Below are 12,523 nucleotides of genomic sequence, written 5' to 3'. Positions count from 1 at the left end.
GTCAAAAGTACCAAATCACGTGCTTGCACGTTGATTTGAGACTTTATGACCCGCCCGAACACGAATAACGTAGTCGTTTTGCATAGCAAAAGGACGTGAGTTATGAGTGTTCAGCAGCACATTGCACACGAATGTGTGCGTTGGCGCTAATCAGTGAGTGGCAAATACTTTTGACCCTCACGTCATATTATTAAAGAATATTAAAAAGCCTGTATTTTCAACATGATAGTGTGTTGGAAATACAGGCTTTTATTAATTATGAAATAATAAATTTATGCGAACATATTGCATTTTTGGTATCTGTCATGAAAGTTATGGAAAGATATACTCACCCGTATCACTTTATGGATTTTACTATGGTTCCTCCGCCCACTACCACATCACCGTCATAGAGAACTACTGCCTGACCTATGGCGACAGCACGTTCCGGAGTATCAAATGTGATTTTTACCTGTCCTGTGGCAATTCCGTTTTTATCTCGCAGAACCTCTGCGGTTGCAGGAACTTCCTTTGCCTTGTAACGTGTTTTTACGGTGACTTTTACAGGCTCTTTCGGAGTGTCAAAAGGTATCCAGTTGAAGTCTTCAGCGATGAGTGCTTTTGAGTAAAGTTCAGGCCCTACAGTCAGGATGACTTCATTTTTCTCCATGTCCTTGTCGCACACGTACATAGGCTGCTTGAGTGCGAGACCCAGGCCTTTGCGCTGCCCTACAGTGTAGCGGATGATTCCCTTGTGCTGCCCGAGGACATTGCCTTCGGTATCTACGAAGTTTCCGGGTTCAAATGTTTCTCCGGTGTAGTCTTCGATGAAATCACCGTAATCACCATCTACAAAACAGATGTCCTGTGAGTCATGTTTGTGGGCATTTATAAATCCGTGTTTCTCTGCTTCGGCACGCACCTCATCTTTGGAAGCAAAATCACCTAGAGGAAACTTTGTGTGAGCGAGCTGTTCCTGATTCATGAAGTACAGAACGTAACTCTGATCTTTGGATATGTTTCTGGACTTCTTGAGAAGCCAGCGACCGGTGCCGGGATCCTGCTCTATGCGCGCGTAGTGACCTGTGACAATGAAATCGCAGTTAAGGTCTTTGGCTTTGTGATAAAGCTTTTCGTGCTTCATATAGCGATTGCATTCAATACAGGGATTTGGAGTTCCTCCGGCCTGATAGGTCTTCACGAATCGCTCGATAACCTGCCTGTCAAAGTCTTCTGTGAAGTTGAAGACGTAGTAGGGCATATCAAGGCTGTCGGCAACCTGTCGGGCATCCTCTGTGTCCTCCAGAGTACAGCATGTGTTATCGCGGCAGTTTGCCGAGGAGTCTCTATCATATAATTTCATGGTTACACCAATGCAGTCAAAACCTGCTTCACACATGAGAGCGGCGGCAACAGAACTGTCAACTCCTCCGCTCATTGCAATCAATGCTTTTTTTTCAGACATATATTTCTTCTTTCTTCTATTTATAGAATAATGACGTTTGCTGATTAATTTTAGGAGACTATAACATGACAATTCCTGCTAATCAAGATTATTGAAGGCAACAGTGACGTAATACAATTGAAGAGATGCGTGTAAGAGAGTATGGCTTAATGGTATATCTGACAGGTAAAACAGGTATCGGGAGGTATAACGGTACAATCCGAACCGGACTTTTTAACACCATGCAAAATCAATCGGGTGAGCCGGTGCCGTTCTGTATTTTTATAGTTAATAAAATTTAGATTTGTATATATGTACCTATTGTGTTAAAATTCAAAAAGTATGTATACATGTCGGGTGAACTATGCCCAAATTTGAGGGGGCTTTATCATACCTGATAGTAAAAGGAGCATTTATGAAGGGAATTATACTTGCCGGTGGTTCCGGTACGAGATTATATCCGCTTACAAAGGTAACCTCAAAACAGTTACTTCCGATTTATGACAAGCCGATGATCTATTATCCGCTCAGCGTTCTTATGAATGCTGGCATTCGTGACATTCTGCTTATATCTACTCCAAATGATACACCGAGATTCAAGGAACTTCTTGGAGACGGTAGTCAGTTTGGAATCAATCTTGAATATAAAGTACAGCCGTCTCCTGACGGACTTGCACAGGCATTTATACTTGGTGCAGAGTTTATTGGTGATGACTCAGTAGCCATGATCCTCGGAGATAACATTTTCTCAGGACACGGTTTTAAAAAGCTTCTCAGAAGTGCTGCTTCAAAGAAGTCAGGTGCTACAGTTTTCGGATATTATGTTGACGATCCTGAGAGATTTGGTATCGTTGAGTTTGATAAGAATGGAAAGGCTATTTCTATTGAAGAGAAGCCTGAGCATCCTAAGTCCAATTACTGTGTGACAGGTCTTTATTTCTATGACAATAAGGTCGTTGAGTATGCAAAGAACCTTAAGCCTTCAGCAAGAGGTGAGCTTGAGATCACAGACCTTAACAGAATCTATCTTGAGGATGGTGAACTTGATGTGACTCTTCTCGGACAGGGCTTTACATGGCTTGACACCGGTACCCAGGAGTCTCTTGTTGATGCTACAAACTTCGTTCATACCATTGAGACTCATGAGCATCGTAAGATCGCATGTCTTGAAGAGATTGCCTACCTTAATGGCTGGATTGACGCTGAGAAGGTTCAGGAAGCTTATGAGATGTACAAGAAGAATGAGTACGGACGATATCTCAAGGATATCCTTGACGGTAAGTATGTAGATAAGCTTACAGAGTGATATATGCGGCTGGCTTCCGGTTCTGATTATGGTGATGCCATGTTTTTATCATGGGTCAGAGTGGAGCCCTTCTGCATTACAGAATACAATACGTTACATATGGCTGATCACTGTGGTCGGCATATAGAATGGAGAATCAGATGAAATATATAGTAACAGGCGGCGCCGGTTTTATCGGCGGCAACTTCATGCATTTTGCTGTTAATACTTATCCTGATGATCAGTGGATCTGCCTTGATGCACTTACCTATGCAGGAAATCTTGAGACACTTGCACCACTTGAGGGCAAGCCAAACTATAAGTTTGTAAAGGGAGATATCGCTGACAGAGAGTTTATCTTCAGACTTTTTGAAGAGGAGAAGCCTGATGTAATCATTAACTTTGCAGCAGAGTCTCATGTGGACCGTTCAGTGGCTGATCCGGGAATCTTCCTTAAGACAAACGTAGGCGGAACAGTTACACTTCTTGATGCATGTAAGGAGTACGGAATCAAGAGATATCATCAGGTATCAACTGATGAGGTATACGGAGACCTTCCACTTGACAGACCTGACCTTTTCTTCACAGAGGATAACAAGATCAAGGCATCTTCACCATACTCTGCATCAAAGGCATCAGCAGACCTTTTTGTTATGGCATACCACAGAACATTCGGTATTCCTACAACCATTTCAAGATGCTCAAACAACTACGGACCATATCACTTCCCTGAGAAGCTTATTCCGCTTGTTATCTCAAGAGCGCTTAACGATGAGAAGATCCCGGTATACGGAAACGGTGCCAATGTTCGTGACTGGCTCTATGTAACAGATCACTGTAAGGCTATCGACCTTATCGTTCGTAACGGAAAGGTTGGTGAGGTTTACAATATCGGCGGGCACAACGAGAGAACAAACCTTGAGGTTGTTAAGACTATCCTTAAGGCACTCGGAAAGCCTGAGTCACTCATTGAGTACGTTAAGGACAGACCGGGTCATGATCAGAGATATGCTATGGATCCTACAAAGATGGAGACAGAGCTTGGATGGAAGCCTGAGTTTACATTTGATACAGGTATCCCTGTAACCATTGACTGGTATCTCAACAACAAGGAGTGGTGGGAGCATATCATTTCCGGTGAGTATGAGAGCTATTTTGACAAAATGTATGTAAAGGGTAAGGGACTTACAGATTGATAAGTCATTCCTTTAAAGAGATAGCGCAGGGTGTTTGTTGCACTCCTGCGCTTAAGTTACATAAAAAGAAAGTGAGAAAAAGTTTGAAAGTATTTGTTACAGGTGTCTGCGGACAGCTTGGCCATGATGTCATGAATGAACTTGCAAGGAGAGGTCACGAGGGAATAGGTTCCGGAATAGAGGCTGTTTACAGTGGAATTCAGGATGGTAGTGCGGTAACCGGGATGCCATATGTTTCCATGGATATCACAGACCGTGAGCAGGTTGACCGTGTTATAACAGAGGCTGCTCCCGATGTCATCGTGCATTGCGCGGCATGGACAGCAGTTGACCTAGCCGAGGATGAAGATAAAAAGGATAAGGTAAAGGCCATAAACATTGACGGAGCGAAGAATATCGCTGACGTTGCCAAAAAGCTTGATGCGAAGATGATCTACATTTCAACGGATTATGTATTCAACGGACAGGGTACTGAGCCATGGAAGGCGGATTGCAAAGACTATGCACCTCTTAACTACTATGGTGAAACAAAGCTTGGCGGAGAGCTTGCTGTTTCAGAGACACTGGATAAGTATTTTATCGTTCGTATTGCATGGGTATTCGGACTTAACGGAAAGAATTTCATCAAGACTATGCTGAATGTAGGAAAGACTCACGATACAGTTCGTGTGGTTAATGATCAGATCGGTACACCTACCTATACTCTTGATTTATCCGTACTGCTTGTAGACATGCTTGAAACTGAAAAGTACGGATACTATCATGCGACAAATGAGGGCGGTTATATCAGCTGGTATGATTTTACAAAGGAGATATATCGTCAGGCCGGACTTAAGACAGAGGTTCTGCCTGTGACAACAGCTGAGTACGGTCTCAGTAAGGCAGCTCGTCCGTTTAACTCAAGGCTTGATAAGTCAAAGCTTGTTGAAAATGGATTTAAGCCGCTTCCGACATGGCAGGATGCACTTTCGAGATATCTTGAAGCTTTGAAGGAAACTGAGGATTGACAGGAATCGCTTTCCTGGATACTAAGATGTCCGGACACGGATTCTCAATGCAGATTGATGCGTTGGGTCGAAAATTCGGACAGGGATTATAGATGGCTTACCTTTCGCTGATTAGGATTAAGCACACATAGTGTGGAAAGTGTTATTGATTTCATGCTCGATAAAGAATGTTCAGAGTGTGGGATTTCAAAACAATAGGAGTGAATTATGGGCAAATATTTTGGAACAGATGGCTATCGCGGAGAGGCAAATGTTAATCTTACCGCAGACAGTGCATTTCGAGTGGGAAAGTTCCTTGGCTGGTACTACGGACAGGGCAAGAAGGAAGGAGAGCGCTGCAGAATAGTAATAGGTAAGGATACCCGTCGTTCAAGCTACATGTTTGAGTATTCTATTGCAGCCGGTATCACAGCAACAGGGGCAGATGCATATCTTCTTCACGTAACAACCACTCCTTCTGTTGCGTATGTTGCAAGATCAGAGGATTTTGATTGCGGCGTCATGATTTCTGCATCACACAATCCGTTTTATGATAACGGATTGAAGGTTATCAATGGAAATGGTGAGAAGCTTGGCGAAGATGTTATCGAAAAGATTGAGGCATATCTTGACGGAAAGACTCCGGAAGTTCCTTTGGCTGTAAGAGAAAATGTCGGAAGAACTGTGGATTTCGCTGCTGGTAGAAACAGATATATCGGTTATCTTATTTCTCTTGCGACTAAGAGCTTCAAGGGCAAGAAAGTGGCACTGGACTGTTCAAACGGTTCGGCATCTTCTATTGCCAAATCTGTATTTGACGCTCTCGGTGCAGATACACATGTTATTCATAACGAGCCTAACGGTGTAAATATTAACGAGAATTGCGGTTCAACCCATATCGAATCTCTTCAGAACTTTGTCCGTGAACATGGATGTGATGTAGGATTTGCCTATGATGGAGATGCAGACAGATGCCTTGCTGTAGACGAGGAAGGCAATCTCATCGATGGTGATCAGATCATGTATGTTTGCGGCTGCTATATGAAAGAGCAGGGTCAGCTTCAGGATGACACTATAGTTACCACTGTTATGTCAAACTTCGGATTATACAAGGCTCTTGACGAAGTCGGTATCAAATATGAGAAGACCAAAGTTGGTGACAGATTCGTTTACGAGAACATGTCACAGAATGGTTTCGCTCTCGGCGGAGAGCAGTCCGGACATATCATTTTTATGCGTCATGCCACAACAGGTGACGGAATTCTTACTTCAATCAAGGTTATGGAGACCATGCTTGCAAAGAAGAAGTCTCTGAAGGAACTTGCATCACCGTTTACTGTGTTTCCACAGGTTCTAAAGAATGTCAAGGTACAGGACAAGGAAATGGCGCAGAAGGATGAAGAGGTTCTTAAGGCTGTTGATAAGGTGACTGAGGAGCTTGGATCTTCAGGAAGAATACTTCTTCGCGCATCCGGTACAGAACCTCTCGTAAGAGTTATGGTGGAGGCCGATACTCTTTCAAAGTGCGAAAAGTATGTTGATCAGGTTATAGATGTTATGAAAGAGAGGGGACTAGTTCTCTCTGTTAAGTGATTATATAATGGAGTAATGTGGGGAGCTCTCTAAGGGCGGTAATTTAGACAGAAACTTCACAGGATGTGTCAGATTCAAACAATCTGATATATGGCGCTGACGGTTTCACCGGATATAATCCGGAACCGGAGGTGCGGGATAGAAAGGGAGATAACATATGTTGAATTACAAGCGTTACAGAAGATTTCCGGCGTTTAAATATCCGGAAAGAACATGGGTTGACAATGAGATAACCGAGGCACCTGTATGGTGTTCGGTGGATCTTCGTGATGGAAATCAGGCACTTGTTGACCCGATGAGTGTTGAGGAGAAGATCGAGTTTTTCCAGATGTTGGTAAAGCTTGGTTTCAAGGAGATTGAGGTCGGTTTTCCGGCTGCATCACAGATTGAGTACGATTTCCTCAGACAGCTTATAGAGCGTAAGATGATTCCTTCAGATGTTACAGTACAGGTGCTTGTACAGTGTCGTGCAGAGCAGCTGGAAAAGACATTTGAATGTCTTACAGGACTTGATAAGGCTATCGTACATATTTATAATTCAACCTCTGTTCTACAGCGCGATGTTGTTTTCCATAAGTCAAAGGAAGAGATCATAGATATCGCCCTTACGGGTACGGCTTTGGTTAAAAAGTACGCAAAGGACTTCCCCGGAAAAATACGTCTTGAGTATTCTCCGGAGTCTTTCACAGGAACAGAGATGGATTATGCTGCAGAGATCTGCAATGCTGTTCTTGATGCCTGGGAGTGTGGAGAAGGAAGAGAAGTTATCATCAATCTTCCGTCTACAGTTGAGATGAATACACCCAATGTTTATGCTGACCAAATAGAGTATATGTGTAAACATTTAAAACATCGTGAGCATGTGATCGTTTCCGTTCATCCTCATAATGACAGAGGAGAAGGTGTTGCTTCTACGGAGCTTGCCATGCTGGCAGGTGCTGACAGAGTTGAGGGAACTCTTTTCGGTAATGGAGAGAGAACCGGTAATGTTGACATCCTGACACTTGCTTACAATATGTTCTCACACGGTGTTGATCCGAAGCTCAATCTTGAAGATATCAATTCTATAAAGGAAGTATATGAGAGATGTACAAAGATGAGCATTCCTCCAAGAGCACCATATGCAGGAGCTCTTGTATTTACGGCTTTTTCGGGTTCTCATCAGGATGCCATCAATAAGGGTGTTCAGGCTATGAAGGAGAGAAATTCCCAGATTTGGGAGGTGCCTTACCTTCCTATCGATCCTTCGGATATCGGAAGAATGTACGAGCCTATCGTTCGTATCAATTCCCAGTCCGGAAAAGGCGGGGTTGCCTTTGTTATGGATTCCCAGTTTGGTTACAAGCTGCCCAAGGGAATGCAGAGAGAGTTCGCAGATTATGTACAGGCACTTTCTGAGCAGGAAGGAGAGGTTTCACCACAGGAGATCTTCGATATCTTCGATGCAAGATATGTTCAGACGAAGGAACCGATGCACTTCAAGAATATCCGCATGACAGATACGGAAAACGGAGAGGACGACAGCTACACCACACTTGCGAATGTTACTTATATGAATCACGGAAATATGCAGACTTTCGGTGGTGTTGGTAATGGCCCTATCGATGCGGTTGTTTCAGGTCTTAATCATGAGATTGGGATCAATGCCAAGGTTTTGGACTATCAGGAGCATGCATTGGGACTTGGCTCCGGAGCAAAGGCTGTATCCTATATTCACCTTTTGGATGTGGACAGCGGAAAGACAAGCTATGGCGTAGGTATATCTTCCAATGTGACACGTTCTTCAATTCGTGGTATCTTCAGTGCAGTTAACCGTCTTTACTTCAAGGAAGAGGCTGAGGCTGCCGGAAAGAAGCGTGTAGAGCAGAATAGAGGAACCGAGAAGCCGAAGGCACTGTTTGGTAACTCATAAAATTAAATTTTTTGGTGGAAATCGAGATAAAAAGCCGCTTTTGCATATGGACAAAAGCCCGACGGATAGATATCTGTGTTATATCGATACTGCCATAAATACAGGTTAAACTGACCGGCTTAAACAAGCCGGTCATATGTGTTATATAGATATGAATATTGTATATGCTTCAGATAATGGATACTGTCAGCATATGGCAGTCTCCATTGTTTCGTTGATTGAACATAATAGAGGAGAACAGCTTACTTTTCATATATTGTCAGATGCTATTTCCGAGGAGAATAAGGAAAAGGTACGACAGATGATTAAGCTGTACGGACGAAAGGTGACCTTTTATCCTATAGAGGGGCTCATGCAGGAGCTTAAGGACAGAATTCCGGGACTTGATACCGGGAGATTTCGTATTACTACACTTGCGAGACTGCTCATGGGGTCGATTCTTCCGGAAACGGTTACCAAGGCATTGTATCTGGATTGTGATACGGTAGTTCTGAGAAGTCTGTCAGGACTTTACAACCTGAGACTTAACAATTGCATAGCTGCCATGGCGGCAGAGCCAACGATTTATCCAGATGTCAAAGATATCATAGGACTTACTGAGGAGGATAATTATTTTAACGCAGGTGTTATACTGTTCAATCTTTCATTGTGGCGTTCTGAGAATATGGAATCAGATTGCCTTGATTATTACAATGTAATGGGTGGAAAGCTCCCTTTTAATGATCAGGATATTTTAAACTACGTTCTGAAGGATCGTATAAAGAGAATAGGTCAGACTTATGATTTTATAACCAATTACTACTATTTCAGGTACTCTACACTTGTGGAGAAGTCTTCTTCCTATGCCGCAGGAGAGTCCAGAGAGAGTTTCCATCTGGCTAAGCATCATCCGCACATAGTACATTATGCATCTGATGAACGTCCATGGAACAGAGGGAACCTTAATCATTACAGTCGAGCGTATGATAAATATCTTAAGCTGACTCCATTCATGGACAATGCCAAAGTAAAGGGTAAGGAGTTCTACATGGCAGCATACCATATGATGAATGTTGCAACGTTTATTGCCCCTCGTATACGCCAGTACATTTCGGATAAGTATTACAATGATAAAGTTAAAAAGTAAAAAAATTCTTCTCATTATGCCGTTTTTTTATAATTATGAGAAGGATATTGAGAGATGCCTGATGGAATCAGGAAATCAGGTTTATCTGATAGATACCAATATTCACGCACAGGGATTCCTGAAAAAGCTTGCTATGTTCTATACTAAGAAGCTTAGGGATAAAATAGTGCGTGAGTATTATGAGGATAAAACAAAGGATGTGCCGCTTGGTATTGATACAGTTTTTGTTATCAAGGGACAGTGGATGACTGATGAAGTCATAGAGATGCTTAAGACCAGATTCAAGGACGCGAGATTCAAGATATATCAGTGGGACAGCGTTGCAACATTTTCCGATCAGACAAGGATTAATCCTCATTTTCAGGATATTTATACCTTTGATCCGGTTGATTCGGAGAATTACAACTGGAATTACAGACCTTTGTTTTTCAAGAGAGAAGAGTGTGTGGATACTGAAGAAAAGAAATATGATCTTATCTTTCTTTGTTCCATGCACACAAGACGAATGCAGATTCTTCTTGCACTAAAAAAGGTGGCTGAAGGATATGGTAAGAAAGTATTCAGCTATATTTATGTACCCAGACTTCAGTATATCAAAGAGGCTGTTTTAAAGAGAAATCCGTTGTATAAAGGAGCATCGGGTGAGCTTCATTTTGCGTCTTTGCCTATGAAGGACACAGTTGATGTTTACAATCATACGAGATGTTTTGTAGACTATACATTTCCGCAGCAAAACGGATTAAGCATGCGTACCATAGAATCGGTGGGTCATAAATGTAAGCTTGTAACCAACAACCGGCATGTACTTGATACGGACTTTTACGATCCTGATAATGTCTGCATTTATGATCCTGATGATTTCGATATACCAAAGGAGTTCCTTGAAACCCCTTATCATGATATAGCAAAGGATGTGTATGAAAGATACAGCCTTGAAGGCTTTTTAGAGGACATTCTTTGTGATTAAAGTAATTAATGTTGGAGATACAGATTTAGATGAAGATACTTGTAACCGGTGCAAACGGATATATAGGACAGGGACTGGTGAGACAGCTATTGGATGACGGGCATGAAGTTGTTGCCACGGATTTCCGTGTAGAGCACATTGACCCGCGAGCGGAGCGAAAAGCCACTGATCTCTTCGGGCTTGATGAACCTTATGAGTTTTTCGGAGAGCCGGATGCCTGCTTTCATTTAGCATGGAGAAATGGTTTTGTTCATAACGATCCATCTCATATAGAGGATTTACCAAAGCATTATGCATTTCTGGAAAAGCTGATAAAGAGTGGCATCAGACAGATGACGGTTATGGGATCCATGCATGAGATAGGTTTTTTTGAGGGCTCAATCAAGCCTGACACACCATGCAATCCACAGTCTCTTTACGGTATCTCGAAAAATGCTTTAAGACAGGCAATAGAACTTTTGTGTAAGAACAGTGAAACTGTGTTTCAGTGGGTCAGAGGTTACTATATAGTAGGAAATTCGGAGTACGGTTCATCTATCTTCTCCAAGATTACAGCCGCTGAAAAACGTGGTGACAGTGAGTTTCCGTTTACTATGGGACAGAATCAGTGGGATTTCATTGACTATGACAGATTTTGTGACATGCTTGCTGCAGTTATAGAGCAGACAGAGCATAAAGGTATCATCAATGCCTGCTCAGGTTTTCCGGAGAAACTTTCAGAAAGAGTTGAAAGATTCATAAGAGAGAATCAGTACAGTATAAGACTTAAGTACGGAGCATTTCCCGACAGACCATACGATAGTAAGGCCGTATGGGGTGATGATACAATTATCAGAAGGATTATGGAGAAAAGAGAAGCGAAATGATTACTGTCCTTTTATGCACCTATAACGGTGCGCAGTATGTTAAAGAGCAAATTGAATCCATTATGGCTCAGAACTGCAGTGATTTCGACATAGTGGTGTCGGATGACGGTTCGTCGGATGAAACATTGACAGTAGTAAATGAGCTGATGGAGAAGCACAATGGACGAATCAGACTTATACAGCAGAGTCCTCCTACGGGAAGTGCTGAAAGACATTTTCTTAAGCTGATTTCAGAAAAACAGTATGGAGACAGTGATTACATCATGTTGTCAGACCAGGATGATGTCTGGAACGGTGACAAGATGGAGAAGTCTCTGGAAGAGATGAAGGCTCTTGAAGTGATTTACGGTCATGATAAGCCGCTTCTTGTTCACTGTGACTCACTGGTTGTTGATAAGGAGTTGAAAACTATATCTCCCAGCTATGTGGAGTATCAGAAGATGACGCCGTCGAGAAAATCACTTAGTCAGCTGCTCGTACAGAATAATATTGTAGGAGGAGCCATGATGATAAATCGTGCACTGGCGGAACTTATAACTGCGGTGCCGGAACATTGTGTGATGCATGACCAGTGGATAGCGTTGGTTGCGGCAGCTTTCGGAGAGATTCGTTTCATTCCGGAGTCTCTCTATAAGTACAGACAGCACGGAGATAATGTTCTCGGTGCAGAGAAGGGCTCACGTATCATGGAGGTGCTTGGACGTTTCGGAATCGGCAGAAAAGACGGGAAGACAAAGGCTGAGATGGATGAACATTCCCGCAATGTATACATGGAAATGTTTGAACAGGCAAGATGCTTCCGGGATATGTACGATGACAGGCTTACGGAGAAGCAGAAAGATTTGCTGGATAGTTTTATCAGTATACCGACAAGGAATAGACTCGAAAAGATATTCATAATACTAAATCATGGTTTTACCTACAATATGTTGCATAGAACTGTGGGGGAATGCTTGTTTATAAAGTGAGGTATTGACTGAGTTCAGAAAATGCAATGGCGGTCGCCGGCTCACTCGATTGAAAGTACATCATGGTTTACATGTTCGTCTCGTCTGCACAATGTGCATCCGGTCTCGGACATGTAAACCATGATATTCTTTCTACTCGCAAGCCTTGGCAACCATCCATTACATTTTCTTGCCATACATCTGATAGATACAGATATATAA

The 12,523-nt window shown here is 42.6% G+C and carries 10 protein-coding genes; 9 read left to right on the top strand and 1 reads right to left on the bottom strand.

What is annotated here, in order from left to right:
- Window positions 1-337 precede the first annotated feature (337 nt).
- A complete protein-coding gene (mnmA, locus tag BM294_RS07395) occupies window positions 338-1,444 on the bottom strand; it encodes a tRNA 2-thiouridine(34) synthase MnmA (protein ID WP_091206315.1) in 1,107 nt (368 codons plus the stop codon).
- A 394-nt stretch (window positions 1,445-1,838) separates the two neighbouring features.
- On the opposite strand from mnmA, the gene rfbA reads away from it, so the two are divergent.
- The 9 genes from rfbA to BM294_RS07350 all read left to right on the top strand — a co-directional run bounded on the left by rfbA (window position 1,839) and on the right by BM294_RS07350 (window position 12,322).
- Window positions 1,839-2,729 (top strand): glucose-1-phosphate thymidylyltransferase RfbA, encoded by an 891-nt coding sequence (gene rfbA / locus BM294_RS07390; protein ID WP_091206311.1) that lies wholly within the window; start codon window positions 1,839-1,841, stop codon window positions 2,727-2,729.
- 140 nt (window positions 2,730-2,869) lie between these two features.
- A complete protein-coding gene (gene rfbB, locus BM294_RS07385; RefSeq protein ID WP_091206307.1) occupies window positions 2,870-3,904 on the top strand; it encodes a dTDP-glucose 4,6-dehydratase in 1,035 nt (344 codons plus the stop codon).
- Window positions 3,905-3,987: 83 nt separating this feature from the next.
- The gene (gene rfbD / locus BM294_RS07380) at window positions 3,988-4,911 is read left to right on the top strand and encodes a dTDP-4-dehydrorhamnose reductase (RefSeq protein WP_091206364.1); all 924 of its coding nucleotides are present in this window, start codon (window positions 3,988-3,990) and stop codon (window positions 4,909-4,911) included.
- 207 nt (window positions 4,912-5,118) lie between these two features.
- Window positions 5,119-6,483 (top strand): phosphoglucosamine mutase, encoded by a 1,365-nt coding sequence (gene glmM / locus BM294_RS07375; RefSeq protein WP_091206305.1) that lies wholly within the window; start codon window positions 5,119-5,121, stop codon window positions 6,481-6,483.
- Between the two features lie 157 nt (window positions 6,484-6,640).
- The gene (gene leuA / locus BM294_RS07370) at window positions 6,641-8,395 is read left to right on the top strand and encodes a 2-isopropylmalate synthase (protein WP_091206302.1); all 1,755 of its coding nucleotides are present in this window, start codon (window positions 6,641-6,643) and stop codon (window positions 8,393-8,395) included.
- 136 nt (window positions 8,396-8,531) lie between these two features.
- A complete protein-coding gene (locus BM294_RS07365; protein WP_330389837.1) occupies window positions 8,532-9,521 on the top strand; it encodes a glycosyltransferase family 8 protein in 990 nt (329 codons plus the stop codon).
- Window positions 9,502-10,488 carry a WaaS/CpsH family glycosyltransferase gene (locus BM294_RS07360; protein ID WP_091206300.1) on the top strand — a complete coding sequence of 329 codons (987 nt, stop codon included), beginning with the start codon at window positions 9,502-9,504 and terminating at the stop codon, window positions 10,486-10,488. Before BM294_RS07365 ends, BM294_RS07360 begins: the two co-directional genes overlap by 20 nt.
- A 29-nt stretch (window positions 10,489-10,517) precedes the next feature.
- Window positions 10,518-11,354, top strand: a complete 837-nt coding sequence (locus BM294_RS07355; RefSeq protein WP_091206297.1) for an NAD-dependent epimerase/dehydratase family protein — start codon at window positions 10,518-10,520, stop codon at window positions 11,352-11,354.
- On the top strand, window positions 11,351-12,322 hold the full coding sequence (locus BM294_RS07350) for a glycosyltransferase family 2 protein (RefSeq protein WP_091206295.1): 972 nt from the start codon (window positions 11,351-11,353) through the stop codon (window positions 12,320-12,322). The genes BM294_RS07355 and BM294_RS07350 overlap by 4 nt, the downstream gene beginning before the upstream one ends.
- Window positions 12,323-12,523 lie beyond the last annotated feature (201 nt).

Source organism: Oribacterium sp. WCC10 (assembly GCF_900113415.1).
In the GTDB taxonomy this organism is placed as follows: Bacteria; Bacillota; Clostridia; order Lachnospirales; family Lachnospiraceae; genus Oribacterium.
The sequence above is the reverse complement of the archived record's forward strand: the minus strand, read 5'-3'. Positions and strand labels throughout refer to the sequence as shown.

Bases quoted from the DNA above. Each gene is read 5' to 3' on its own strand.
- mnmA (WP_091206315.1), bottom strand. From the start codon at position 1,444: ATGTCTGAAAAAAAAGCATTGATTGCAATGAGCGGAGGAGTTGACAGT.
- rfbA (WP_091206311.1), top strand. From the start codon at position 1,839: ATGAAGGGAATTATACTTGCCGGTGGTTCCGGTACGAGATTATATCCG.
- rfbB (WP_091206307.1), top strand. From the start codon at position 2,870: ATGAAATATATAGTAACAGGCGGCGCCGGTTTTATCGGCGGCAACTTC.
- glmM (WP_091206305.1), top strand. From the start codon at position 5,119: ATGGGCAAATATTTTGGAACAGATGGCTATCGCGGAGAGGCAAATGTT.
- leuA (WP_091206302.1), top strand. From the start codon at position 6,641: ATGTTGAATTACAAGCGTTACAGAAGATTTCCGGCGTTTAAATATCCG.
- BM294_RS07365 (WP_330389837.1), top strand. From the start codon at position 8,532: ATGTGTTATATAGATATGAATATTGTATATGCTTCAGATAATGGATAC.
- BM294_RS07360 (WP_091206300.1), top strand. From the start codon at position 9,502: ATGATAAAGTTAAAAAGTAAAAAAATTCTTCTCATTATGCCGTTTTTT.
- BM294_RS07355 (WP_091206297.1), top strand. From the start codon at position 10,518: ATGAAGATACTTGTAACCGGTGCAAACGGATATATAGGACAGGGACTG.
- BM294_RS07350 (WP_091206295.1), top strand. From the start codon at position 11,351: ATGATTACTGTCCTTTTATGCACCTATAACGGTGCGCAGTATGTTAAA.